General features: G+C 70.5%; 23 protein-coding genes. 19 read left to right on the forward strand and 4 right to left on the reverse strand.

What is annotated here, in order from left to right; genetic code table 11:
* Nucleotides 1-4: 4 nt before the first annotated feature.
* The 8 genes from glmS (at nt 5) to ACR9Y5_RS05035 (ending at nt 6,811) form a co-directional block, all read left to right on the forward strand.
* On the forward strand, nt 5-1,855 hold the full coding sequence (gene glmS, locus ACR9Y5_RS05000; RefSeq protein ID WP_481296923.1) for a glutamine--fructose-6-phosphate transaminase (isomerizing): 1,851 nt from the start codon (nt 5-7) through the stop codon (nt 1,853-1,855).
* A gap of 4 nt (nt 1,856-1,859) precedes the next feature.
* A complete protein-coding gene (locus ACR9Y5_RS05005; RefSeq protein WP_440741467.1) occupies nt 1,860-2,216 on the forward strand; it encodes a holo-ACP synthase in 357 nt (118 codons plus the stop codon).
* Nucleotides 2,204-3,331, forward strand: a complete 1,128-nt coding sequence (gene alr / locus ACR9Y5_RS05010; RefSeq protein ID WP_481296924.1) for an alanine racemase — start codon at nt 2,204-2,206, stop codon at nt 3,329-3,331. The genes ACR9Y5_RS05005 and alr overlap by 13 nt, the downstream gene beginning before the upstream one ends.
* Nucleotides 3,328-3,864, forward strand: coding sequence for a tRNA (adenosine(37)-N6)-threonylcarbamoyltransferase complex ATPase subunit type 1 TsaE (tsaE, locus tag ACR9Y5_RS05015; RefSeq protein WP_481296925.1), 537 nt, complete (start codon nt 3,328-3,330; stop codon nt 3,862-3,864). Before alr ends, tsaE begins: the two co-directional genes overlap by 4 nt.
* A 9-nt stretch (nt 3,865-3,873) precedes the next feature.
* Complete coding sequence (gene tsaB, locus ACR9Y5_RS05020; RefSeq protein WP_481296926.1) at nt 3,874-4,494, forward strand: tRNA (adenosine(37)-N6)-threonylcarbamoyltransferase complex dimerization subunit type 1 TsaB; 621 nt, start codon at nt 3,874-3,876, stop codon at nt 4,492-4,494.
* Nucleotides 4,491-5,003 carry a ribosomal protein S18-alanine N-acetyltransferase gene (rimI, locus tag ACR9Y5_RS05025; protein WP_481296927.1) on the forward strand — a complete coding sequence of 171 codons (513 nt, stop codon included), beginning with the start codon at nt 4,491-4,493 and terminating at the stop codon, nt 5,001-5,003. Before tsaB ends, rimI begins: the two co-directional genes overlap by 4 nt.
* Nucleotides 5,000-6,082 carry a tRNA (adenosine(37)-N6)-threonylcarbamoyltransferase complex transferase subunit TsaD gene (gene tsaD, locus ACR9Y5_RS05030; protein WP_481296928.1) on the forward strand — a complete coding sequence of 361 codons (1,083 nt, stop codon included), beginning with the start codon at nt 5,000-5,002 and terminating at the stop codon, nt 6,080-6,082. The genes rimI and tsaD overlap by 4 nt, the downstream gene beginning before the upstream one ends.
* 123 nt (nt 6,083-6,205) lie before the next feature.
* Nucleotides 6,206-6,811 (forward strand): DUF4190 domain-containing protein, encoded by a 606-nt coding sequence (locus ACR9Y5_RS05035; protein WP_481296929.1) that lies wholly within the window; start codon nt 6,206-6,208, stop codon nt 6,809-6,811.
* Here the strand turns inward: ACR9Y5_RS05035 and ACR9Y5_RS05040 are convergent, their stop codons facing one another.
* Nucleotides 6,812-7,999 carry a THUMP-like domain-containing protein gene (locus ACR9Y5_RS05040; RefSeq protein WP_481296930.1) on the reverse strand — a complete coding sequence of 396 codons (1,188 nt, stop codon included), beginning with the start codon at nt 7,997-7,999 and terminating at the stop codon, nt 6,812-6,814.
* A 132-nt stretch (nt 8,000-8,131) separates the two neighbouring features.
* Here ACR9Y5_RS05040 and groES point away from each other — a divergent pair, with 132 nt between their 5' ends.
* The 3 genes from groES (at nt 8,132) to guaB (ending at nt 11,420) form a co-directional block, all read left to right on the forward strand.
* A complete protein-coding gene (groES, locus tag ACR9Y5_RS05045; RefSeq protein ID WP_055894868.1) occupies nt 8,132-8,428 on the forward strand; it encodes a co-chaperone GroES in 297 nt (98 codons plus the stop codon).
* A 452-nt stretch (nt 8,429-8,880) separates the two neighbouring features.
* Nucleotides 8,881-9,822, forward strand: coding sequence for an EamA family transporter RarD (rarD, locus tag ACR9Y5_RS05050; protein ID WP_481296931.1), 942 nt, complete (start codon nt 8,881-8,883; stop codon nt 9,820-9,822).
* A gap of 95 nt (nt 9,823-9,917) precedes the next feature.
* Nucleotides 9,918-11,420 carry an IMP dehydrogenase gene (gene guaB, locus ACR9Y5_RS05055; protein WP_481296932.1) on the forward strand — a complete coding sequence of 501 codons (1,503 nt, stop codon included), beginning with the start codon at nt 9,918-9,920 and terminating at the stop codon, nt 11,418-11,420.
* Nucleotides 11,421-11,507: 87 nt separating this feature from the next.
* Here guaB and ACR9Y5_RS05060 read toward each other — a convergent pair whose 3' ends face one another.
* A complete protein-coding gene (locus tag ACR9Y5_RS05060; protein ID WP_481299520.1) occupies nt 11,508-12,665 on the reverse strand; it encodes a MalY/PatB family protein in 1,158 nt (385 codons plus the stop codon).
* 111 nt (nt 12,666-12,776) lie between these two features.
* On the opposite strand from ACR9Y5_RS05060, the gene ACR9Y5_RS05065 reads away from it, so the two are divergent.
* The 7 genes from ACR9Y5_RS05065 to guaA all read left to right on the forward strand — a co-directional run bounded on the left by ACR9Y5_RS05065 (nt 12,777) and on the right by guaA (nt 20,833).
* Complete coding sequence (locus ACR9Y5_RS05065) at nt 12,777-13,895, forward strand: GuaB3 family IMP dehydrogenase-related protein (protein WP_481299521.1); 1,119 nt, start codon at nt 12,777-12,779, stop codon at nt 13,893-13,895.
* A gap of 40 nt (nt 13,896-13,935) precedes the next feature.
* Nucleotides 13,936-15,849: a glycerol-3-phosphate dehydrogenase/oxidase gene (locus ACR9Y5_RS05070; protein ID WP_481296933.1), complete on the forward strand. Its 1,914-nt coding sequence runs from the start codon at nt 13,936-13,938 to the stop codon at nt 15,847-15,849.
* A gap of 126 nt (nt 15,850-15,975) precedes the next feature.
* Entirely contained in the window at nt 15,976-16,509 is a 534-nt protein-coding gene (locus ACR9Y5_RS05075) for a cation:proton antiporter regulatory subunit (RefSeq protein ID WP_481296934.1), read from the forward strand.
* Between the two features lie 6 nt (nt 16,510-16,515).
* The gene (locus tag ACR9Y5_RS05080; RefSeq protein ID WP_481296935.1) at nt 16,516-17,892 is read left to right on the forward strand and encodes a cation:proton antiporter; all 1,377 of its coding nucleotides are present in this window, start codon (nt 16,516-16,518) and stop codon (nt 17,890-17,892) included.
* 56 nt (nt 17,893-17,948) lie between these two features.
* A complete protein-coding gene (locus ACR9Y5_RS05085; protein WP_481296936.1) occupies nt 17,949-18,740 on the forward strand; it encodes an SURF1 family protein in 792 nt (263 codons plus the stop codon).
* A gap of 4 nt (nt 18,741-18,744) precedes the next feature.
* Entirely contained in the window at nt 18,745-19,194 is a 450-nt protein-coding gene (locus ACR9Y5_RS05090) for a DUF3817 domain-containing protein (protein ID WP_310130874.1), read from the forward strand.
* A 25-nt stretch (nt 19,195-19,219) separates the two neighbouring features.
* Nucleotides 19,220-20,833: a glutamine-hydrolyzing GMP synthase gene (guaA, locus tag ACR9Y5_RS05095; protein ID WP_481296937.1), complete on the forward strand. Its 1,614-nt coding sequence runs from the start codon at nt 19,220-19,222 to the stop codon at nt 20,831-20,833.
* Between the two features lie 116 nt (nt 20,834-20,949).
* Here guaA and ACR9Y5_RS05100 read toward each other — a convergent pair whose 3' ends face one another.
* Together ACR9Y5_RS05100 and ACR9Y5_RS05105 are read right to left on the reverse strand one after the other, a co-directional pair.
* The gene (locus ACR9Y5_RS05100; RefSeq protein ID WP_481296938.1) at nt 20,950-21,741 is read right to left on the reverse strand and encodes a Bax inhibitor-1/YccA family protein; all 792 of its coding nucleotides are present in this window, start codon (nt 21,739-21,741) and stop codon (nt 20,950-20,952) included.
* Between the two features lie 42 nt (nt 21,742-21,783).
* The gene (locus ACR9Y5_RS05105; protein WP_481296939.1) at nt 21,784-22,383 is read right to left on the reverse strand and encodes a hypothetical protein; all 600 of its coding nucleotides are present in this window, start codon (nt 22,381-22,383) and stop codon (nt 21,784-21,786) included.
* A gap of 53 nt (nt 22,384-22,436) precedes the next feature.
* Between ACR9Y5_RS05105 and ACR9Y5_RS05110 the strand changes: the two genes are divergently transcribed.
* Nucleotides 22,437-23,558 (forward strand): glycerophosphodiester phosphodiesterase family protein, encoded by a 1,122-nt coding sequence (locus ACR9Y5_RS05110; RefSeq protein WP_481296940.1) that lies wholly within the window; start codon nt 22,437-22,439, stop codon nt 23,556-23,558.
* The last annotated feature ends 10 nt before the right edge of the window (nt 23,559-23,568 follow it).

Genomic DNA, 23,568 nt, shown 5'->3' on the forward strand with positions numbered 1-23,568 from the left:
GGGCATGTGTGGAATCGTGGGGTACGTCGGTACCGACAAGAGCCTCGAGGTGCTCCTCGGCGGTCTGAAGCGCCTGGAATACCGCGGATACGACTCGGCCGGCATCGCCGTCATCGGCCCGGACGGGGCCCTCGGCACCGCGAAGAAAGCCGGAAAGCTGTCGGTGCTCACCGACGAGCTGAAGCACAACCCCATCCCGAACGGCCAGACCGGCATCGGCCACACCCGCTGGGCGACGCACGGCGGCCCGACCGACGTGAACGCGCACCCGCACCTCGGCGACGAGGGTCGGCTGGCGGTCATCCACAACGGCATCATCGAGAACTTCGCGACCCTCAAAGACGAGCTCCTGGCCGACGGTTTCGCCTTCGAGTCGGAGACCGACACCGAGGTCGCCGCGGTGCTCCTCGGCCGGGAGTACCGCCGCACCGGCGATCTGCCGGAGGCGTTCCAGGCCGTCGTCTCGCGCCTGGAGGGCGCCTTCACCCTGCTGGCGATGCACCAGGACCAGCCGCACGTCGTCGTCGGCGCGCGCCGTAACTCGCCGCTCGTGATCGGGCTCGGCGAGGGCGAGAACTTCCTCGGCTCGGATGTCGCCGCCTTCGTCGAGCACACCCGCCGTGCGATGGCGATCGGCCAGGACCAGATCGTCACCATCACCCCGGACAGCGTGACGGTCACCGACTTCGTCGGCGCGCCGGTCGAGGTCGAGCCGTTCGAGGTCGCGTGGGACGCGTCCGCCGCCGAGAAGGGCGGCTGGTCGTCGTTCATGGCGAAGGAGATCGCGGAAGAGCCGGACGCGGTGGCGAACACGCTGCGCGGCCGACTCGTCGGCGACACGGTGCACATCCCCGAGCTGGATGCGCTGGGCGACGCCTACTTCGCGGGCATCGACCGCATCACGATCATCGCCTGCGGCACGGCCGCGTACGCCGGCCTGGTCGGCAGCTACGCCATCGAGAAGTGGGCCCGCGTGCCCGTGACGGTCGAGTTGAGCCACGAGTTCCGCTACCGCGAGCCGGTCCTCACGGACGGCACGCTGGTCATCTCGATCAGCCAGTCGGGCGAGACGATGGACACGCTGATGGCCGTCAAGTACGCCCGCGAGGCCGGCGCCAAGGCGATCTCCGTCTGCAACACGCAGGGTGCGACCATCCCTCGCGAGTCCGACGCCGCGCTCTACACGCACGCCGGCCCGGAGGTCGCTGTCGCCTCGACGAAGGCGTTCGTCGCGCAGATCACGGCGCTGTACCTCTTCGGCCTGCACCTCGCTCGCGTGCGCGACACCCTGTCCGCCGCGCAGCAGCGCGACGCGATCGCCGAACTGCAGTCGGTGCCAGGGAAGATCGCGACCGTGCTCGAGTCGCACGGCGAAATCGCACAGCTGGCCAAGTGGATGTCGGACACCCGTTCCGTGTTGTTCCTCGGCCGCCACGTCGGCTACCCGATCGCGCTGGAGGGTGCGCTGAAGCTCAAGGAGCTCGCGTACATCCACGCCGAGGGCTTCGCGGCGGGCGAGCTCAAGCACGGGCCGATCGCGCTGATCGAGCCGGGCCAGCCCGTCTTCGTCGTCGTTCCGAGCCCCCGCTGGTCGGACGAGCTGCACAAGAAGGTCGTGTCGAACATCCAGGAGATCCGCGCCCGCGGCGCCCGCGTCATCGCGATCGCCGAGGCCGGCGACGCCGCGGTGCTCCCGTTCGCCGACGAGGTCATCCGCATCCCGCTCGCCGCGCCGCTCTTCGAGCCGCTGCTGGCGGTCGTGCCGCTGCAGATCTTCGCGATGGAGCTCTCCGCGGCCAAGGGCCTCGACGTGGACCAGCCGCGCAACCTGGCCAAGTCCGTCACCGTGGAGTGATGCCGTGATCGCCGGCATCGGGGTCGACGTCGTCGATCTGGCCCGCTTCGAGCGGTCCATCGCGCGCACCCCGAAGCTGCGGGAGCGGCTGTTCACGGAGGCGGAGCGTCCGCTGCCCGTGCACTCCCTCGCCGCGCGCTTCGCGGCGAAGGAGGCGCTGATCAAGGCGCTCGGCGGCTCCGAGGGCGTGCGCTGGCACGACATGGAGATCGTGCCGGACGAGGAGAGGAACCCCGGTTTCGTGCTGCACAACGTGGTCGAGGCGCAGGTGCGCGAGCGCGGCATCACGCGCATCCACGTGTCGATGTCGCATGACGCCGGGATCGCGACGGCGTTCGTCGTGACGGAGTGCGCGCCGTGAGCGCCGCCTTCCGCGAGCGCGTCGTCGACCTGGATGCGGTGACGGACAACGTCGCCCGCCTGCGCGAGCTGGTCGGCACGCCGCACGTGATGGCCGTCGTCAAGGCGGACGCGTACGGTCACGGTGCGGTCGAGTGCGCTCGCGCCGCATTGGCCGGGGGAGCGGACTGGCTGGGGGTCGCCGAGATCGCCGAGGGTCTCGCGCTGCGCGAGGCCGGGATCACCGCGCCCGTGCTCGCGTGGCTGCACGACCCGGACGAGGACTTCGCCACGGCCGCGGCCGCCGGACTGGATCTGGGACTCTCCTCTCTCGGTCAGCTGGAGGCCGCCGCGGCGGCGGGCGACGGGCCGGCGCCGGTCCTCGTTCAGCTGAAGGTCGAGACCGGGCTGAGCCGCAACGGGCTCGCCGAGGAGGATTGGGACGCGGCGTTCGCCCGAGCCCGTGAGCTGGAGACGCAGGGCGCCATCGTCGTGCGCGGGATCTTCTCGCACCTCTCGAACGCCTCGCCCGAGGACGACCGGGCCGCCATCGCGCTCTTCGAGCGGGCGCTCGAGCGCGCCGCCGCGGCCGGCCTTATGCCGGAGCTCCGGCACATCGCCGCGAGCGCCGCGGCCCTCTCGCTGCCCGAGGCGCGCTACGACCTCGTGCGTCTCGGCATCGCCGTCTACGGCCTCTCGCCGTTCGGCGGCTCGGCCGCCGAGCTGGGCCTGCGTCCCGCCATGACGCTGCGCGGCCGGGTGGCCGCGGTGCGCCGCGTGCCCGCAGGCAAGGGCGTGTCGTACGACTACACGTACCGCACCTCCGGGGAGACCACGCTGGCGCTGGTCCCGCTGGGGTACGCCGAGGGCATCCCGCGGCACGCCTCCAACCGGGCGCCCGTGTCGATCGGCGGCCGGACGTTCCGCGTGAGCGGACGCGTCGCCATGGACCAGTTCGTGGTGGATGTGGGCGACCTCGACGTGCAGGTCGGCGACGAGGTCGTGCTGTTCGGCGACCCGGCGGTGGGGGTGCCGAGCGCCGACGACTGGGCGGAGGCCGCCGGCACCATCAACTACGAGATCGTCACGCGGCTCGGCGGGAGGCTGACCCGGACCTTCCTCGGAGGTGAGCGATGACGACCGCATCCCACGTCCCCACTGTGCGTCGCATCGCGACCGCGGAGGAGATGCACGAGCTGGGCCGGGAGCTCGCCCTTCGGCTGCGTGCGGGCGACCTGGTCGTGCTGTCCGGGCCGCTCGGCGCGGGCAAGACCACGCTGACCCGCGGCATCGGGGAGGGGCTCGGCGTGCGGGGGCCGGTGACGAGCCCGACCTTCGTGCTCGCGCGCACGCATCCCAGCCTGTCCGGCGGGGCGCCGCTGGTGCACGTGGATGCGTACCGCCTGTCGAGCGCGCTGGAGCTGGACGACCTCGACATCGACTTCGCCCGCTCCGTCGTCGTGGTGGAGTGGGGCGCCGGGATGCTCGACGGCGTCGCCGAATCGTGGCTGGAGGTCGCGATCGAGCGACCGTCCGGCGCGGATGAGAGCGCCGACGGCTCCGCAGAGGATGAGGCCGACGTCGACGAGGTGGACGAGCCGCGCACCGTGACCATCACTGGCTTCGGTCCGCGGTGGGCTCAGGGGACGGACGTCGCCGATCCCGCATAGGCTGGACGCATGCTTCTCGCCATCGACACGTCGGCCGGCACCAGTGTGGCGGTCGTCGACCGGGACGCCGGGGTGCTCTCCGAGGTGATCGAGACGGACACCATGCGCCATGCCGAGGTGATCGGCACGCTGATCGACGAGGCGCTCACGGTCGCAGGGATCGACCGCCGTGCGCTCTCCGGTGTCGTCGCGGGCATGGGCCCCGGCCCCTTCACCGGGCTGCGCGTCGGGATCGCCGCGGCGAAGGCCTTCGCGATCGGCATCGGCCGCCCGCTCGTCCCCGTGGTCAGCCACGACGCCGTGGCGTACGACCGCTACGCCGCCGGGCACACGGGACCCCTGCTGGTGGTGACGGATGCGCGGCGCCGCGAGCGCTACTGGACCGCCTACTCCGGCACCGGCGATCACAGCCTCCCGGTGCGGCTTGACGGCCCCGGACTCGCGAAGCCGGACGACCTCCCGCATCTCGGTATCGAACGGTTCGACGCGGAGGTGGTGCCGGCCGGGCGCCTCGGCATGCTGGCCGAGCTGCGCTACGCGCACAGGCTCCCGATGGACCCGGACGAGGCGCTGTACCTGCGCTCGCCGGACGTCACCCTCTCTGCCGGCCCGAAGCGGGTGACCGCATGACGGCCGAGGCGTCGGCGAACGCGCACGTCGCGTACGAGCTGCGCCGCGCATCCCGCGACGACGTCCCGGCCATCATGGAGCTGGAACGCTCGGTGTTCCTCACCGACGCCTGGTCGGAGCGCTCGATGCTGTCCGAGGTCACCGGTCAGCACGGCTACTACCTCGTCGCGTTCGAGCCCGGCGCACCCGACCGCATCGACGGCTACGCCGGTCTGTTGGCGCCGCGCGGGGCCGGTGAGGGCGACATCCAGACCATCGCCGTCGCGCCGCACGCCCGGCGCCGCGGCCTCGGGCGCACGCTCATGCTCGCCCTGATCGGGGAGGCCCGGCGCCGCGGAGCGCGCGAGGTCTTCCTCGAGGTGCGCGCCGACAACCCGGGCGCGCAGACGCTCTACCGCACGCTCGGCTTCGAAGAGATCGGCGTGCGACCCCGCTACTACCAGCCGGACGGAGTGGACGCCATCGTGATGCGCCTCACCGTCCCCACCCCGGAGACGACGATCGCATGACCACCGCAGCCACGGACTCCGGACCCCTGGTGCTCGGCATCGAGACCTCGTGCGACGAGACCGGCGTGGGCGTCGTGCGCGGCACGACCCTGTTGGCGAACACGATCGCGTCGTCGATGGAGGAGCACGCCCGCTACGGCGGCGTGGTCCCCGAGGTCGCGGCGCGCGCACACCTCGAGGCGCTCGAGCCGACCATCCGCACCGCGATCGCGGACGCCGGCATCGAGCTGGCCGACGTGGACGCCATCGCAGTCACGAGCGGCCCGGGCCTCTCCGGCGCCCTCATGGTCGGGGTGGGCGCTGCCAAGGCGCTCGCCGTCTCGCTGGGAAAGCCGCTGTACGCGGTCAACCACCTGGTCGGCCATGTCGGCGCGGACCTGCTGGACGCGTCGGGCGGCCCCGGACATCCGGTCGAGCTCCCGACGATCGCCCTGCTGGTCTCCGGAGGCCACACTTCGCTGCTGCTGGTGCGCGACCTGGTGTCGGATGTGGAGCTGCTCGGCGAGACGATCGACGACGCCGCCGGGGAGGCGTTCGACAAGGTCGCGCGAGTGCTCGGCCTGCCGTATCCCGGTGGTCCCCAGATCGACCGGGTCGCCGCGGACGGGGATCCCGCCGCCATCCGGTTCCCGCGGGGGCTCACGCGGCCGAAGGACCTGGAGAACCACCGGTACGACTTCTCGTTCTCAGGGCTCAAGACGGCGGTCGCCCGCTGGGTGGAGCAGCGGCAGGACGCCGGGGAGGAGGTGCCGGTCGCCGACGTGGCCGCCTCGTTCCGCGAGGCGGTCGTGGATGTGCTGATCACGAAGGCGCTGGCCGCCTGCCGCGACCACGGTGTGCCCCGGCTGCTGCTCGGCGGCGGCGTCGTCGCGAATGCGCGCGTCCGGCAGCTCGCCGTGCAGCGCGCGGCCGAGGCGGGCGTCGCGCTGCGCATCCCGGCCCTGTCGCTGTGCACCGACAACGGCGCGATGATCGCAGCGCTCGGCGCGCAGCTCATCCTGGCCGGCCACGGACCCAGCGAGCTGACGTTCTCGGCGGACTCGACCCTCCCGGTGACGGAGATTCAGGTCACCCGCTGACGTCGGTGCGTTGACACCCCTGCGCGCACCCTGTCACGATGGACCTGATACAGCGTTCTCTCAGGAAGCGGAGCTTCCCGGACGGGACGCCGAACGACGACTTCACTGAAGGAGATGGGTCCCATGACCGATCCGAACACCCCCGCCGAGCCCGTGGACCCGAACGCACAGAACGGTTCCGTCCCGCCGGCCGCGCCCGAGCCGCCCGCGGGCGACACCGGAGCCGTTCCGCCGCCTGCGCCGACCCCGGACTATGGCCAGCAGCCGCCGGCCCCGGGATACGGCCAGCAGCCGCCGGCGCCGGGTTACGGTCAGCAGCCGCCGGCGCCGGGCTACCAGCAGCCGTACGGTCAGCAGCCTTACGGTCAGCAGCCGGGTCAGCCGGGTCAGCCGGGCTACGGCCAGCCCGCGTACGGTCAGCCCGCCCCCGGGTACGCGCAGCCTTACGGGCAGCCGGCCGCCAAGTCGCCGATCCTGAGCATCCTCTCACTCGTCGGCGGCATCGTCGGCATCGTGCTCAACCTCGCGTGGGGCATCGGATTCCTGTTCGGCATCGCCGCGGTCGTGCTCGGCTTCATCGGCCGCCGCAAGGAGCCGCAGGCGCGCGGCTTCTGGCTGACCGGCATCATCCTCGGCTTCGTCAGCATCGCGATCGCGATCATCTACTGGATCTTCCTCGCGATCATCTTCGCCAGCCTGGCCACCTACGGGAACAACTACGGAGGCTGATCAGACCCGTTCGGCGAGCAGAGCCGTGTGCCGCCCGGCCACCCTGGTGAGGATCAGGGTGGCCGGGCGGTCGCCGTTGAGGGCGAGCCGGCGGCGGAGCGCCGCAGGGTCCACATCCACCCCGCGCTTCTTGATCTCGAGGGTGCCGATGCCGCGCTGACGCAGCGCCCGCTTCAGATCCTTCTCACCGTACGGCAGGGTCTCGAGGATGCGGAAACCGGCGGCGAACGGTGTCTCCGCGGGGGCGTCGGCGGTGATGTAGGCGATCTGGTCGGAGAGCATCCGCCCGCCGATGCGCCGGGCGAGGTCGCCGATGAGGCGGGCGCGGATGACGGCGCCGTCCGGTTCGTAGAGGTACTCCCCGAGCGGCCCGGTCTCCTCGTCCTCGCTGTCGGCGTCCGCGACCAGCTCGTCGGCCTGATCGCCGCGGAGCACCAGGGCGGCGCGCCGGATGCCCGGCCGAGCCAGCGCCCCGAACCACAGGCCCAGCTCGACCACCTGCCCGTCGGCCGACACCCACTGCGCTTCGGCGTTCGAGGGGATGAGGTCGCGGTCGAATCCGGGGCCGAGCTTCAGGCCGACCGAGCGACCGGTCGCCAGCTCGTACGCGAAGCCCAGCGACGGCGCGTAGTCGTCAGGGTCGACCAGGCGTTCGGTCTGCGTGTGCCCGGCGGTGCGGCGAGCCGGGTCGAGGAACACGCCATCGACGGTCCTCAGGTCCACATCCTCGGCCCGGCCGTGCTCGACCCTGGCCGTCGGGAACGGCGCGAGGTTGAAGGAGGCGATCGCCGCGGTGACCTCGTCGGCCTCGACGGCGGTCACCTCCAGCTCGAGGGCGGCCAGGGCAAGAGCGTCGCCGCCGATCCCGCAGCCGAGGTCGGCGACGCGGTACAGCCCGGCGGCGCGGAACCGCCCGGCGTGGCGCGCGGCGACCGGCAGCCGGGTCGCCTGCTCAAGGCCGACCTCCGTGAAGAGCATGCTCGCGGCGAAGTCGCCGAACTTGGCCTGGGCCTTGCGGCGCAGCTTCGACTGCGTCAGGACTGCCGCGACAAGCGCGGGGGAGTGACCCTGCTTGCGCAGGTCGGAGACGATCCGCAGCACATCGCGCTCGCTGCGGTAGGGCGGGAGCGAGTCGAGCAGCCGCAGGCCCTCGGGGCTCAGCAGTGCGACCAGCTCGGACCGTTCCATGGCGTCCAGGCTACCCTGGCACTCACGTTGCGGGACTGCTAACGCACCCCCTAGACTCGTGTTAGCACTCTCACTGCGAGTTTGCTAATCAGTCTTAGTCGAGACACTGTTCTTCACAGGAAAGGGGTCAACGTGTCGGTCTCCATCAAGCCGCTCGAGGATCGCATCGTCATCAAGCAGGTCGAGGCTGAGCAGACCACTGCTTCCGGTCTGGTCATCCCCGACACCGCCAAGGAGAAGCCGCAGGAGGGCGAGGTCGTCGCCGTGGGCCCGGGCCGCATCGACGACAACGGCAACCGCGTCCCCCTCGACGTCGCCGTGGGCGACAAGGTCATCTACTCCAAGTACGGTGGCACCGAGGTCAAGTTCGGCGGCGAGGACTACCTGGTCCTGTCGGCCCGCGACGTGCTCGCGGTCGTCGTCCGCTGACGCACCCTTCTTCCGACGGCCCGGCTGCCCTGAGCAGCCGGGCCGTCGTCGTGTCTGCGGGCGTGCGCTTCGACGCGCTTCGTCCGAGGAACGATTCGTGCCGAATGACCTCCAGGACGTGACGTGAGCCGCGATTCGTGCCGAATGTCAGGTACCCGAGGGGAGCAGGCGCCCACCCCTGGTCCGCATTTCGTGCCGAATGAAGGCTTAGAGGGGTTGTGAGGCGCGATTCGTGCCGAATGTCGCATCCTCGCAAGCGCAGGAGCCCCACGGGCCCCGACGATTCGTGCCCAATGTCGCGGTGTGCGTAGTGTGAGGCGCGATTCGTGCCGAATGTCGAGATCGAGCGGCGGGGCCGGGGAGCGGCGGGGCCGGCGGGCGGCGGGGCCGCGGAGCGGCGGGGCCGGCGGGCGGCGGAGCCGGCGTCGGCGGGCGGCGGTAGAGTCGGACGAGTGGCACAGCCAGACGACCTCTCCTCGCACCGCACCTCCGGGCTGGTGTACGCGGTCTCCGCGTACGTCCTCTGGGGCATCCTCCCGATCTACTTCCTCGCGCTCGCCCCGGCCGGCGCGTGGGAGATCGTGGCGTGGCGGGTCATCTTCTCGCTGGCCTTCTGCGCCATCGCGCTGACCGTCACGCGCTCGTGGGGCCGGTTCGCGGCCCTGCTGCGCGATGCGCGGGTCCTCCTCACTATGGGCGTGGCCGGCGCGTTCATCTACGTCAACTGGCAGACCTACGTGCTCGCCACGGTCAGCGGTCACGTCGTGGAGGCGGCGCTCGGGTACTTCATCAACCCGATCGTGACGGTGTTCCTGGGTGTGCTCGTCCAGCGCGAGCGGCTGCGGATCGCCCAGTGGGTCGCCGTCGGCGTGAGCGTCGTCGCCGTCATCGTCCTGGCCGTCGGCTACGGCTCGGTACCCTGGATCGCCCTCATCCTCGCCTTCTCGTTCGGTTTCTACGGGCTCATCAAGAAGCGCGTCGGCGGACGGGTGGATGCGCTCTCCGGCCTCACCCTGGAGACGCTGTGGCTGACGCCGGTCGCCATCATCCAGCTGGTGGTCGTGGGCGTCACCGCGGGGCTCACGATCGGCTCCGACGGTCCCTGGCACACGGTGCTGCTCGCCGGAGCGGGAGTGATCACTGCCGTGCCGCTCCTGTTCTTCGCCGCGGCCTCCCGGCGCCTGCCGCTCGTCTACATGGGCTTCATCCAGTACTTCGCGCCGTTCATCCAGTTCGTCGTCGGCGTCGCGGTGCTGCACGAGGCGATGCCGCCCGAGCGCTGGGTCGGTTTCGCGATCGTGTGGCTCGCGCTCATCATCCTCAGCGTCGACATGATCGTGGCCGCCCGTCAGGGCAAGCGCGCCGCCGAGCTCGACCTCGCGCCTGTCGACTGAAACGACGGAAGCCCGGGCCGGAATCGGCGGAATAGCAGCCCAGGTTCTGCCGTTACCATTGAGCATCCACAGTCGCGCATCTTGATAGGGGTGAAATGGACCAGGCGGATCCGTTCGGATTCATCGGTTTGACCTACGACGACGTCATGCTGCTCCCGGGGCACACGGACGTCATCCCGAGTGAGGCGGACACCTCCACTCGCCTGACCAAGCGGATCTCGATGGCGACGCCGTTGCTCTCGAGCGCCATGGACACCGTCACCGAGTCGCGGATGGCCGTCGCCATGGCGCGCCAGGGCGGCATCGGCATCATCCACCGCAACCTCTCCATCGAGGACCAGGCGGCTCACGTCGACAAGGTGAAGCGCTCGGAGTCGGGCATGATCACCAACCCCGTCACCACCACGCCGGACGCGAGCGTCGAAGAGGTCGACGCGCTGTGCGGCCAGTTCCGGGTCAGCGGACTCCCCGTCGTGGAGCCGGACGGCACGCTGGTCGGCATCATCACCAACCGCGACATGCGCTTCGTCTCGCCGTTCGAGCGGTCGACCACCAAGGTCCGCGACGTGATGACCCGTCAGCCCCTCATCACGGCCCCGGTCGGCATCGACCCGGACTCCGCGGTCGCCATCTTCGCCGAGCACAAGATCGAGAAGCTGCCGCTGGTGGACGCCGACGGCAAGCTGCGCGGACTGATCACGGTCAAGGACTTCGACAAGAGCGAGAAGTACCCGGACGCCACGAAGGACGAGGAAGGCCGGCTGCGCGTCGGCGCCGCCATCGGCTTCTTCGGCGACGCCTGGGACCGTGCCATGACGCTGGTCGACGCGGGAGTCGACGTGATCGTCGTGGACACCGCCAACGGCGACAGCGCGGGCGTGCTCGACATCATCCGCCGCCTCAAGGCAGAGCCGCGGGCGTCGCACGTCGACGTCATCGGCGGCAACGTGGCGACCCGCTCGGGCGCTCAGGCGCTCATCGACGCCGGTGCGGACGCGATCAAGGTCGGCGTCGGCCCGGGCTCGATCTGCACCACGCGCGTGGTCGCGGGCGTCGGCGTCCCCCAGGTGACCGCCGTGTACGAGGCGTCCCTCGCGGCGCGGGAGGCGAACGTCCCGCTCATTGCGGACGGCGGCCTGCAGTACTCCGGCGACATCGCCAAGGCGCTGGTCGCTGGCGCAGACAGCGTCATGCTGGGCTCGCTGCTCGCGGGCACCTCCGAGTCGCCGGGTGAGCTGGTGTTCGTCAACGGCAAGCAGTTCAAGAACTACCGCGGCATGGGTTCGCTCGGTGCTCTCCAGACCCGGGGCAAGAAGACCTCCTACTCGCGCGACCGCTACTTCCAGGCGGATGTGCCGAGCGACGAGCAGCTGATCGCCGAGGGCATCGAGGGGCAGGTGCCGTTCCGCGGACCGCTGTCCGCCGTGGCGTACCAGCTCGTGGGCGGCCTCCGGCAGTCGATGTTCTACGTCGGTGCGCGCACCATCCCCGAGCTCAAGCAGAACGGCAAGTTCGTGCGCATCACCGCGGCCGGCCTCAAGGAGTCGCACCCGCACGACGTGCAGATGGTCGTGGAGGCCCCGAACTACCGTCGCTGATCCGCCGACTGCGGTCGTTCGGAACGTCTGCGGCGGGTCGCCCCGGCGCAGACGTTCCGAAACGCAGCAGTCGCGCGATCGAGCGGGTCAGTGCCGCGTCAGCTCGGCGATGCGGTCGATGGCCTCGGTCAGCACCTCCGGCGAGCAGGCGAAGTTCAGCCGGACGAAACCGGCGCCCTGGCGCCCGAAATCGGTGCCCGGGTTGACGGCGACGAGGGCCTCCTTCAGGATGCGGTCGGCCGGGTCGTCGCCCCAGCCCAGCTCGCGCAGGTCGAGCCACGCCAGGTAGCCGGCCAGCGGCTCCCGGTAGCGCACGCGCGGAAGGCGATCGGTGAGCAGCAGCGAGAGCAGTGCGCGATTGGACTCGATCGCCACCAGCGCGCCGTCCAGCCAGCTGCGTGCCGAGCGGTAGGCGGCCTCGGAGGCGATACGGCCGAACTGGCTGGTCCGCACCTCCACCTCGATGGGGAGCGCGTGGACGCGCTCCGACTGCTCGCGCGACGCCGTCACGAACAGCGCGCATTTGAGCCCGGCGAGGTTCCATGCCTTGCTCGCCGCATGCGCGGCGACACCCACCTGCCGTGCCTCCTCCGAGACGGACAGGAACGGCGTGAAGGTCGCGTCGGAGTGCGTCAGCGGTGCGTGCACTTCATCGCTGACGACCCACACGCCGTGGCGCGCGGCCAGCGCAGCCACGGCCTCCAGCTCCTCCCGGGGATGCACCAGCCCGAGCGGATTGTGCGGGTTGCACAGCAGGAACGCCTTCGCGCCCCCGGCGAAGGCGCGCTCCAGCCCGGCGAGGTCGAGCGCCCACCCGCGGCCGTCGGCGCCGCCCTCCAGCAGCGGCACCTCTTCGACCACCCCACCGGCCTCCGGGATGAAGTCGAAGAACGGCGGGTAGACCGGCGGCGTGATGACGACGCGGTCGCCGGGCTCGATGAGCATCCGGAGAGACTCGACGATCACCACTCCGACATCGGCCGTGGTGCGGGTGCGCGCCGCGTCGACCTCCCAGCCCCAGCGGTCACGGGCGAACCGCGCGAACGCGCGCTGCGTGCGGTTGTCGGGACCGATGTACCCGGTGTCGTTGCGGTCGACCGCGGCGTGCAGCGCCTCGGCGATCGCCGGCGCGAGCGGGTAGTCCATCTCGGCGACGAACAGCGGGAGGACGTCGTCGGGGTAGGCGCGCCACTTCTCACTGGTGCGCTGGCGGAGGCGGCTGAGCGGTTCGGCTTCGACGGTCACCACCCCACCATCCCACCGCGGGGACCCTTCGACCTAGAGCCTCGTCGACCCTGGTCGAGGACGTGCGCACTGGCCGGGAGGGACCGGCGGCCTAGACTGAAGCGCGTGAGTATGGAGATCGAGATCGGGCGCGCCAAGCGCGCCCGCCGTGTGTACGCCTTCGACGACGTCGCGGTGGTTCCCAGCCGTCGCACCCGTGACCCGGAGGACGTCTCGGTCTCCTGGACGATCGACGCGTACCAGTTCTCCATCCCGTTCATCGCGGCGCCGATGGACTCCGTCGTCTCGCCGACCACCGCCATCATGATGGGCCAGCTGGGCGGCCTCGGTGTGCTCGACCTCGAAGGGCTGTGGACCCGCTATGAAGACCCGGAGCCGCTGCTCGCCGAGATCCGAGAGCTCCCGGCGGAGCGGGCGACCGCGCGCATGCAGGAGATCTACTCCGAGCCGATCAAGCCGGAGCTCGTCACCCGCCGCCTCGCCGAGATCCGCGAGGGCGGCGTCACGGTCGCCGGCGCGCTCTCGCCGCAGCGCACGCAAGAGCTGTACGAGACCGTGGTCGAAGCGGGGGTCGACCTGTTCGTGATCCGCGGGACCACCGTGTCCGCCGAGCACGTCTCGAAGAACGTCGAACCGCTCAACCTCAAGAAGTTCATCTACGAGCTGGATGTGCCCGTGATCGTCGGCGGCGCGGCCACGTACACCGCGGCGCTGCACCTGATGCGCACCGGTGCGGCCGGCGTGCTCGTCGGCTTCGGCGGGGGAGCCGCATCCACCACCCGTTCGACCCTCGGCATCCACGCGCCCATGGCCACCGCCGTCGCCGACGTCGCCGGGGCCCGCCGCGACTACATGGACGAGTCGGGCGGCCGCTACGTGCACGTGATCGCCGACGGCGGCCTCGGCAGCTCGGGCGACATCGTCAAGGCGATCGCCTGCGGCGCCGACGCGGTCATGCTCGGCACGACCCTCGCCCGCGCGACCGACGCCCCGGGAGGCGGCTGGCACTGGGGTGCCGAGGCGCACCACGCGCAGCTGCCGCGCGGCAACCGCGTCGCTGTGGGCCAGGTCGCGCCGCTCGAGGAGATCCTCTATGGGCCGGCCCCGGTCGCGGAGGGCTCTGCGAATCTGGTGGGAGCCTTGCGCCGGAGCATGGCCACGACGGGATACTCGGACCTGAAGGAGTTCCAGCGCGTCGAGGTCGTGGTCGCGCCCTACCGGACGCAGTAGCACTGACGCCGGCCGACGACGGTCGGGGAGGGAGAGAACGATGACGGATACGCAATCGGCTCCGGGCGGCGACAGGCACGCCACCCCCGCCTCCAATCCGGCGGTGACCTACCCGTCGCGGCTCGGACCGGCCGAACGGGCCGCGGCGATCGCGGCGCTGAAAGACACAGAGCTCGACATCCTCGTGGTCGGCGGCGGCATCGTCGGCGCCGGCTCGGCGGTGGATGCGGCCACGCGCGGCCTCAGCGTCGGACTGGTCGAGGCGCGCGACTTCGCGTCCGGCACCTCCAGCCGGTCATCCAAGCTCGTGCACGGCGGCATCCGGTACCTCGAGCAGCTCGACTTCCGGCTCGTGCGCGAGGCGCTGATCGAGCGCGGACTGCTGCTGCAGCGCATCGCGCCGCACCTGGTCAAGCCGGTGCGATTCCTCTTCCCGCTCCACAAGCGGGTGTGGGAGCGCTTCTACATCGGCGCCGGCATGATGCTCTACGACATCTTCTCGTACACGGGAGGCCGTCCTCCGGGGGTCCCGCACCACAGGCACCTGAGCAAGCGGCAGGTGCTCAACGCCATCCCGTCGATGAACAAGGACGCCCTGGTCGGCGGCATCACCTACTACGACGCCCAGGTGGATGACGCCCGGTACGTCGCGAACCTGGTCCGCACCGCCGCCCACTACGGCGCGCACGTCGCCTCGCGGGTGCGCGTCGAGGGCTTCATCAAGGTGGGGGAGCGCGTCGTCGGCGTGCGGGCGCACGACCTGGAGACGGACGAGCGGTTCGACATCCGCGCGAAGCAGGTCGTCAACGCGACCGGCGTGTGGACGGACGACACCCAGTCGATGGTGGGCGAGCGCGGTCAGTTCAAGGTCCGCGCGTCCAAGGGCATCCACCTCGTGGTGCCGCGCGACCGGTTCCAGTCGAAGATGGGCCTCATTCTGCGCACGGAGAAGAGCGTGCTGTTCGTCATCCCGTGGGGCCGCCACTGGCTGATCGGCACGACGGACACCGACTGGCACCTGGACAAGGCGCACCCCGCGGCGACCGCGGCGGACATCGACTACCTGCTGGCGCACGTCAACGAGGTGCTCAACGTGCCGCTGACGCGCGAGGACGTGGAAGGCGTCTACGCCGGCCTCCGGCCTCTGCTCGCGGGCGAGTCCGAGCAGACGTCGAAGCTGTCGCGCGAGCATCTCGTCGCGCACTCGGTGCCCGGGCTCGTCGTCATCGCGGGCGGCAAGTGGACGACGTACCGCGTGATGGCGAAGGACGCCGTGGACTCGGCCGTGAGCGCGCTCGACGGGAAGATCCCCGCATCCACCACCATGGAGATCGCCCTGGTCGGCGCCGAGGGCTACCAGGCGGCGTGGAACCGCCGCGGGCGCATCGCCAAGGAGTCCGGCCTGCACGTCGCCCGGGTCGAGCACCTGCTCAACCGGTACGGGACGTTCGCCGAGGACATCCTGGCGCTCATCCGGGAGGACCCGTCCCTGGCCGAGCCGCTGCCCGGAGCCGACGACTACGTCGGCGCCGAGGTCGTGTACGCCGCCTCGCACGAGGGCGCCCTGCACCTGGAGGACGTGCTCGCCCGTCGCACACGGATCTCGATCGAGGCCTGGGACCGCGGCGTCTCGGCGGCGCCCGTCGCCGCGTCGCTGATGGCACGGGTGCTCGGCTGGGACACGGACCGCGAGGAGCGCGAGGTGCGCACCTACCTCAAGCGCGTCGAGGCCGAGCGGGCGAGCCAGCTGCAGCCCGACGACGAGTCGGCCGACCGCATCCGGCTCGAGGCGCCGGACATCGTCGACGTGGATGCGGCGGCGGCGAAGGGCGGAGCGGCCACCGCGACGGCGAAGCGTCGCGCCGCCACCCGGTCGACGCCCACGAGCGCAGAACAGGCGCCCAAGGACGTGCACGGCGCCGGCGCGGAGGACGCCCCCTCCACGGACGGCTGACCCGAACGCGAGCCAGAACCATTGCCGAGGGCCCTCCCGGGACGCGCTCCGGGAGGGCCTTCCTGTGCCTTCGATAGACTGGAGGCTCACTCCCTTTATGCCGGCGAACCCGGTGGATGGAGACGGATGATGGTAGACGTTCGGCGGGTCAAGCTCCCCGGGGTCGGGGTGCTGCACACCTTCGTGACCGACGATGGCGGCAAGGTCGGCGTCATCGCGCACCGGTCCGGTCACAGCGACCTCATCACCTTCTCGGACCACGAGGACGGCAGCGACGTGACCAAGGTCTCGCTGCGGCTCAACGAGGACGAAGCGCACACTCTCGCGGAGCTGCTCGGCGGGACGCAGATCACCGAGACGCTCACGGCGCTCGACCAGATCCCTGGCCTGAGCATCGACTGGTTCACCGTCGACTACGACGACCACATCGCGGGGCAGCAGCTCGGCGCCCCCGGCGACCGGGGTTTCGTCGGCCTGACCGTCGTCGCCGTCGTGCGCGGGGACTCCGCGAACCCGGCGCCCGCACCCGACTTCAAGGTCTTCCCCGGCGACACCCTCGTCGTCGCGGGCACCCCGGAGAAGGTCGCGAAGGCCTTCTCCTTCTTCCGCACGGGCGAAGTCCCCTCCCGGGTCGCCGCCGACGCTCCGCCCGGAGGCTGATCGACGATGCATCTCGGCGAAGACCTCATCGTTCTCGGACTGCTCCTGCTCGTCGCGTACGTGCTGGGCCGCCTCGGCAAGCTGGTCGGTCTCCCCGCGATCCCCATCTACATGATCGTCGGTCTGCTGGCGAGCCCGCACACCGGCTGGTTTCCGCTGAACTTCGACAGCGACTACATCGAGCTCATCGCGATCTTCGGGCTCATCCTGCTGCTCTTCAACCTCGGGCTGGAGTTCGATCAGGACGAGTTCTTCGGCAACTTCGGCAAGCTGATCGTCTCCGGCGGGTCGTACATCCTCATCAACATGGGGGTCGGACTGGTCTTCGGCTTCATGGTCGGCTGGGGCACCCGGGAGGCGCTCATCATCGCCGGGATGACGGCCACCTCGTCGTCGGCGATCGTCACCAAGCTGCTCATCGAGCTGCGGCGCCTGGCCAACACCGAGACGCCGATGATCCTGGGCGTCACCGTGGTCGAGGACATCTTCATCGCCATCTACCTCGCCATCGTCTCCGTGGTGCTGAGCGGCGAGACCGACTTCTGGCCGGTGGTCGGCAAGCTGACGATCGCCTTCGTGTTCCTGGTCGTGATGTTCACGCTGGCTCGGTTCGGGGGCCGGTTCGTCTCGCGGCTGTTCCGCACGAAGGACGACGAGCTCTTCACCATCCTGTTCTTCGGGTTCGCGGTGCTGTTCGCGGGCATCGGCGAGCTGCTGGGGGTGACGGATGCGATCGGTGCGTTCCTGATCGGCCTGGTGCTCGGGGCGACGAAGTACCGCAACAAGATCGAGCAGATCGCGATCCCGCTGCGGGACGTCTTCGCGGCCTTCTTCTTCCTCAACTTCGGGCTCGCACTCAACCCGGCGCAGTTCCCGTCGGTGCTCGTCCCGGTGCTGATCGCCGTGGGCCTGACCATCGTGCTGAACATCGCCGCCGGCCAGTTCGTGGCCTGGATCAACGGCTTGGGCGTGCAGGCGGGCATCAACACGACGGCGATCCTGCAGAACCGGGGCGAGTTCGCGCTGATCCTCGCGACCCTGTCGCTCGCCGCCGGGCTGGATGAGCGCATCCAGCCGTTCGCCGGGCTGTACGTACTCATCATGGCGGTGCTGGGGCCGATCCTCGCAGCGAACTCCGAGAAGATCGGTGCGATGATCCTACGGTCCGGGCCGAAGAAGGAGCGCCGGCGGAAGAGGAAGAAGACGCGCGACCCCATGCTCGACGAGGAGATCGCGCTCGTGGAGGCGGCGACCGCCGACCCCGACTCCGACCCCGCCCCTCGGCGCGAGCGCGCGAGCGAGGACGAGACGCGACAGGCGGTCGACCGGATGGTCGAGCGGGCCATGCAGCAGGACATGAGCGGCGAACGGGAACGGGACTGACGATCGACACCACGACGGGAGGGTCCGCGGCCGACCGGCCGACCACCCTCTTCCAGATGATGCTCCGCCCGCGCTGGATCGGGGCGCTGGTCTTCGCCCTGCTCCTCGCCGCGGGATTCGCCTGGCTCGGGCAGTGGCAGCTCGAGCGCGCCGTCGAGTCCGGCAAAGCGGTGGAGGCTCCGACCGAGACAGTCCTACCGCTCGCGAAGGTCGCCGGGCCGGGTGCGCCGCTGCGCGACGTCGCCGTCGGCCAGCTCGTCTCGTTCACCGGCACGTTCGTGCCGGGGGACTACCAGCTCCTGCACGGCCGCCTCAACAAGGGCACGAGCGGCTGGTGGGTCGTCGGGCACGTGAACATCGAGCGGCCGGACGGCAGCCAGGTGGCGCTCGCCGTGGCCCGCGGCTGGGCAGCCGACGAGCCGACCGCGCGCGCGGCGGTCGCACGGCTCGCCGAGGAGCCGGCGACCCCGCAGCCGATCGTCGGGCGCATCCTCCCCGACGAGCAGCCGCAGGTGCCGGACGACAAGCAGAAGGACCCGACAGGGATGACGACCCTCGGCGTCGGGCAGCTCTACAACCTGTGGACCGGTGTCGACGGCATGGACGTCTACGCCGCCTACGTCGTGCAGCGGGGGGCGCCCGAGGGGCTGGTGCAGATCGACTCGCCGCCTCCCATCGCGCAGACGGAGCTCAACTGGCTCAACGTCTTCTACGCCGCCGAGTGGATCATCTTCGCCGGTTTCGCGGTGTTCCTCTGGTACCGCCTGGTGAAGGACGCCAAGCAGAAGGAGGACGAGCTGAGGGAGCTCTCAGCGCGGGAAGCCGCCACCGCGGGGAACGTAGAATAGCCTCATGCCCCTCGCTCCCAAGCTCGAAGACTTCCCGAAGATCCGCGGGGCGCTCCGGTTCTACCAGGTGTTCGCCTACGTCACGGGCATCATGCTGCTCCTGCTGTGCGCAGAGATGGTGGTGAAGTACGGACTCGGCTACGAGCTCTTCGCCTTCAGCAACTACGGGGCGCTGACGTTCGTTCCGGTGAAGACCGCGGTCGCGCCGACCGGGGTTGACCTCAGTACGGGCATCCTGATCCTGCACGGCTGGCTCTACGTCGTGTACCTGTTCTCGGACTTCCGCCTGTGGAGCCTGATGCGCTGGCCGTTCTCGAAGTTCATCATGATCGCCCTCGGCGGTGTGGTGCCCTTCCTGTCCTTCTTCGTGGAGGCACGCATCACCAAGCAGGTGAGGTCCTACTTGGCCGGCCGGGAGGCCGAGGCCACGACCCTCGCGGAGGCGACAAATTAGCGAAGATTCCAGGAGGCCCGATCCGATGAGCACGGACGCCCCGTTCACCGAGCAGCCGGGGGGCGCCGACTCGGCGAATCCCTCCGGGCCCGTGCTCGTCGTCGACTTCGGCGCGCAGTACGCGCAGTTGATCGCGCGCCGTGTGCGCGAGGCCAATGTCTACTCGGAGATCGTGCCGCACACCGTCACGGCGTCCGAGATCGCGGCCAAGCACCCGTCCGGCATCGTGCTGTCCGGCGGCCCGTCGAGCGTGTACGAGGAGGGGGCCCCGCGGCTCGACGAGGGGATCTTCGACCTCGGCGTCCCCGTGCTCGGCATCTGCTACGGCTTCCAGGTGATGGCCACCGCGCTCGGCGGAGAGGTCGCGAAGACCGGCCAGCGCGAATACGGGTCGACCGCGGTGCGCATCTCCGACTCGGGTGTCCTGCTCGACGGCCAGCCGGCGGAGCAGACCGCCTGGATGAGCCACGGCGACTCCGTCTCCCGGGCACCCGAGGGCTTCGAGGTGCTCGCCTCGACCGAGGGCACGCCGGTCGCCGCTTTCGCGAACGACGCGCGCCGCCTCTACGGCGTGCAGTGGCATCCCGAGGTCAAGCACTCGACGTACGGGCAGGCCGTGCTCGAGAACTTCCTCCACCGCGCGGCGGGCATCCCCGCGGACTGGAACAGCGGCAATGTGATCGCCGACCAGGTGGCCGCGATCCAGGCGCAGGTCGGCTCGGGCCGCGTCATCTGCGCGCTGTCCGGCGGCGTCGACTCGGCCGTCGCGGCAGCCCTCGTGCACAAGGCCGTCGGGGACCAGCTCGTGTGCGTCTTCGTCGACCACGGGCTGCTCCGCAAGGACGAGGCGCGCCAGGTCGAAGAGGACTACGTGAAGGCCACGGGCGTGCGGCTCGTCACGGTGAACGCACAGAAGCAGTTCCTGGATGCGCTCACCGGCGTGAGCGACCCGGAGACCAAGCGCAAGATCATCGGCCGTGAGTTCATCCGCGTCTTCGAGAAGGCGCAGGCCGACCTCATCGCCGAGGCGGCGAGCGAGGGCGACCCGATCCGCTTCCTGGTTCAGGGGACGCTGTACCCGGACGTCGTGGAGTCCGGCGGCGGCACCGGCACGGCGAACATCAAGAGCCACCACAACGTGGGCGGCCTGCCGGAGGACCTCCAGTTCGAGCTGGTGGAGCCGCTGCGCACGCTGTTCAAGGACGAGGTCCGCGCGATCGGGCGCGAGCTCGGGCTGCCCGAGGCCATCGTCGGGCGCCAGCCGTTCCCCGGCCCCGGCCTCGGCATCCGCATCGTCGGAGAGGTCACCCAGGAGCGGCTCGACCTGCTCCGGGACGCGGACGCGATCGTGCGCGCGGAGCTGACCGCCGCGGGCCTCGACGCCGAGATCTGGCAGTGCCCCGTCGTGCTGCTGGCGGACGTCCGGTCGGTCGGCGTGCAGGGCGACGGACGCACGTACGGGCACCCGATCGTGCTGCGTCCCGTCTCCAGCGAGGACGCCATGACGGCGGACTGGACCCGCCTGCCGTACGACCTCCTGGCGAAGATCTCGAACCGCATCACCAACGAGGTGGACGGGGTGAACCGCGTGGTGCTCGACGTCACGTCGAAGCCGCCGGGGACCATCGAGTGGGAGTGAGTTCCCGCTGACGTGAGAAAGGCCCGGGATGCGGTGAGCATCCCGGGCCTTCGTCGTTGGGCTGCGGGTCGGTCGCTTCCGTTGCCGCGGCTTGCCGCCGGCCCGCCGCCCGCCGATCAGTCGCGGCTGATGGCGAGCATCCGCAGGATCTCGAGGTACAGCCAGATGACGGTCACCATGATGCCGAAGGCGCCGGACCAGCCGTAGATGCGGGGGGCGCGGTTGGCGACGCCCTGCTTGATCGCGTCGAAGTCGAGGACCAGCGAGTAGGCGCCGAGGATGACGACGAGCAGGCCGACGATCAGGCCGAGCTTGATGCCGGTGTTGCCGAGCTCGACGCTGTTCAGGCCGAAGGCGCCGTTGGTGGCGCCGGTCCACATGAGGACGACGTTGACCAGAGAGTAGGCCAGGTACCCGAACATCGCGATCAGGAAGACCTTGGTCGCCTTGGCGGAGGCGCGGATCTTGCCCGACGCGAACAGCGCGAGCGTCACGCCGACCACGGCGAAGGTCGCGATGACGGCCTGGATGACGATGCCGGACCACTGTGCCTCGAAGAACATCGAGATCGCGCCGAGGAAGATGCCCTGCGCGAACGAGTAGCCGAGGATGAGCGCGGGGACCGGGCGGCGCTTGAAGATGTTGACCAGCGCCAGGACGAAGCCGATGATCGCGGCCGGGATGGCGAGGACGGGGACGAACCAGCCGACGCCGGCGCCGGCGAGCAGGAGGACGAAGCAGATCGCGGTCTTGACGATCGAGTCCTCGACCGTCATGCGGTCGGTGTCGACCGACGTCGCGGACGGCGCCTGGTACATCTGCTCCAGCTTCTCGGCCGAGACCGTGGCGGCCTGGCCGTTGCTGGAGAACGCCGGGTTCGTGGAGAAGGCCGGGTTACTGAGTGCCATGAGCTCCTCGTTCTGTGGGGACCGCAAACGTGTGCGGTCGTGTCAGTCCAATCTATTCGCTTCTTTCCTGAGAGTTCTGACAGATTGCCATGAATCCGACCGGATCGCGATCCATCGAGCGAGCCAGGCCGCCGCCACGATCATCACGCTGCTCGACGCGATCGTGATCCAGCCCTGCTCGTAGTAGCGCACGAACGAGGGCAGGACGATGCTCCACCCGATCGGCAGCACCAGCACGACGAAGGACAGCAGCGGTCGCAGGCGCACCAGCAGCCAGGCCGCGAGGGGGACGGCGTAGCACCAGGCGAAGCCCGCCCCGCCGAGCATGAGCCAGGTGAAGCCGAGCACCGGCAATGCGACGGCGACGCGACGCCCGATCGTCGAGGGCAGGACGGCCCAGCCGGCGGGCTGCATCAGCGATCCGACGAGCAGCAGCGGCAGGCTGTAGGCGGTGGTCGCGAGGACGCATGCGGTGCCCACCACGAGCATGGCCAGGCCGGCGAGCAGGCGCACGCGGTAGGAGCCCCAGCGGAGGGGCAGGCGCGAGGCGGGCTCCGCCCAGGGGGCGGCGGCGGACGTCGAGCGGGGGGCTGGAGGCGTCGCGCCGCGGTCGGCGGATGGTGCGTTCGGGTCGGCGGGCACGGGACGATTCTGGCATCCCCGGGCACCGCGTGGCGCCCGGCTAGGATCGGGCCATGCGAGCTCGAACCGCCCCCGTGGTCATCGGGCACCGGGGCGCCCCGGGGTACCGGCCCGAGCACACCCGTGGCTCCTACGAGCTGGCGTTCCAGCTCGGAGCGGATGCCGTGGAGCCGGACATCGTCGCCACCCGCGACGGCGTCCTGGTGCTCCGGCACGAGAACGAGATCTCCGGGACGACCGATGTGGCGGACCATCCCGAGTTCGCCGTCCGGCGCACGACCAAGGAGGTCGACGGCGCCGAGCTGACGGGCTGGTTCACGGAGGACTTCACGTGGTCGGAGCTCTCCGTCCTGCGTGCGCGCGAGCGCATCCCGAAGCTGCGTCAGGCGAGTTCCACCTTCGACGGGCACTATCCGTTGCTGCGGCTGCGCGACCTCCTCGAGCTGATCGACCGCACGGCCGAAGGGGCCGGGCGCTATGGCGGCGGCCGCGATGGCGGCGGCCGCGACGGCGGCAGGACGACGCCCGGGTCGCCGGGACTCGTCGCCGAGCTCAAGCATGCGACATACTTCGCCGCCGCCGGTCTGCCGCTCGACGAACTCTTCATGGCGGAACTCGCCGATGCGGGATGGAGCGACCGGTCGGGAGTCGTCGTCGAGAGCTTCGAGCGGACCGTGCTCGGTACACTGCACGACCGCGGTTTCCGGGGGCGCCGGGTCTACCTCGTCGAGAGCTCGGGTGCGCCGGCGGACCGGGTGGCCGCGCTGGGCTCGTCCGCTGCCGGCTACGACACCGACCTCAGCCTGCGCGGACTCTACGCCCTCGGGTCGGCGGCGGGTTCGGCGGCCGATCGCGTCGACGGCATCAGCGTGGAGACCAGTCAGGTGCTGTCGTCGGGGTCCGTCGCGGTCGCGCTGTTCGGCGAGGAGGACGCGGCCGACGTCGGAGCGGTGACCTCGGATCTGGTCGACTTGGCGCACTCGGCCGGACTCGCCGTGTTCTGCTGGACGCTCCGCCCTGAGAACGGCATGCTGCCCGTCGAGTTCCGTACTTCGTCGTCGGACACCGACTGGGGCGATTGGCGCCGCTATTACTCGATCCTTCTCCACTCGGGAGTGGACGGGGTCTTCGCCGATCATCCCGACCTCGCCGTGTCGGTACGCGACAACCGCTGAGCACGGCGGT

This window comes from Leifsonia sp. KNZ13-11D (assembly GCF_056754895.1).

Bases quoted from the DNA above. Each gene is read 5' to 3' on its own strand.
- glmS (WP_481296923.1), top strand. From the start codon at position 5: ATGTGTGGAATCGTGGGGTACGTCGGTACCGACAAGAGCCTCGAGGTG.
- tsaE (WP_481296925.1), top strand. From the start codon at position 3,328: ATGACGACCGCATCCCACGTCCCCACTGTGCGTCGCATCGCGACCGCG.
- tsaB (WP_481296926.1), top strand. From the start codon at position 3,874: ATGCTTCTCGCCATCGACACGTCGGCCGGCACCAGTGTGGCGGTCGTC.
- rimI (WP_481296927.1), top strand. From the start codon at position 4,491: ATGACGGCCGAGGCGTCGGCGAACGCGCACGTCGCGTACGAGCTGCGC.
- tsaD (WP_481296928.1), top strand. From the start codon at position 5,000: ATGACCACCGCAGCCACGGACTCCGGACCCCTGGTGCTCGGCATCGAG.
- ACR9Y5_RS05035 (WP_481296929.1), top strand. From the start codon at position 6,206: ATGACCGATCCGAACACCCCCGCCGAGCCCGTGGACCCGAACGCACAG.
- ACR9Y5_RS05040 (WP_481296930.1), bottom strand. From the start codon at position 7,999: ATGGAACGGTCCGAGCTGGTCGCACTGCTGAGCCCCGAGGGCCTGCGG.
- guaB (WP_481296932.1), top strand. From the start codon at position 9,918: ATGGACCAGGCGGATCCGTTCGGATTCATCGGTTTGACCTACGACGAC.
- ACR9Y5_RS05065 (WP_481299521.1), top strand. From the start codon at position 12,777: ATGGAGATCGAGATCGGGCGCGCCAAGCGCGCCCGCCGTGTGTACGCC.
- ACR9Y5_RS05070 (WP_481296933.1), top strand. From the start codon at position 13,936: ATGACGGATACGCAATCGGCTCCGGGCGGCGACAGGCACGCCACCCCC.
- ACR9Y5_RS05075 (WP_481296934.1), top strand. From the start codon at position 15,976: ATGATGGTAGACGTTCGGCGGGTCAAGCTCCCCGGGGTCGGGGTGCTG.
- ACR9Y5_RS05080 (WP_481296935.1), top strand. From the start codon at position 16,516: ATGCATCTCGGCGAAGACCTCATCGTTCTCGGACTGCTCCTGCTCGTC.
- ACR9Y5_RS05085 (WP_481296936.1), top strand. From the start codon at position 17,949: ATGATGCTCCGCCCGCGCTGGATCGGGGCGCTGGTCTTCGCCCTGCTC.
- ACR9Y5_RS05090 (WP_310130874.1), top strand. From the start codon at position 18,745: ATGCCCCTCGCTCCCAAGCTCGAAGACTTCCCGAAGATCCGCGGGGCG.
- guaA (WP_481296937.1), top strand. From the start codon at position 19,220: ATGAGCACGGACGCCCCGTTCACCGAGCAGCCGGGGGGCGCCGACTCG.
- ACR9Y5_RS05100 (WP_481296938.1), bottom strand. From the start codon at position 21,741: ATGGCACTCAGTAACCCGGCCTTCTCCACGAACCCGGCGTTCTCCAGC.
- ACR9Y5_RS05110 (WP_481296940.1), top strand. From the start codon at position 22,437: ATGCGAGCTCGAACCGCCCCCGTGGTCATCGGGCACCGGGGCGCCCCG.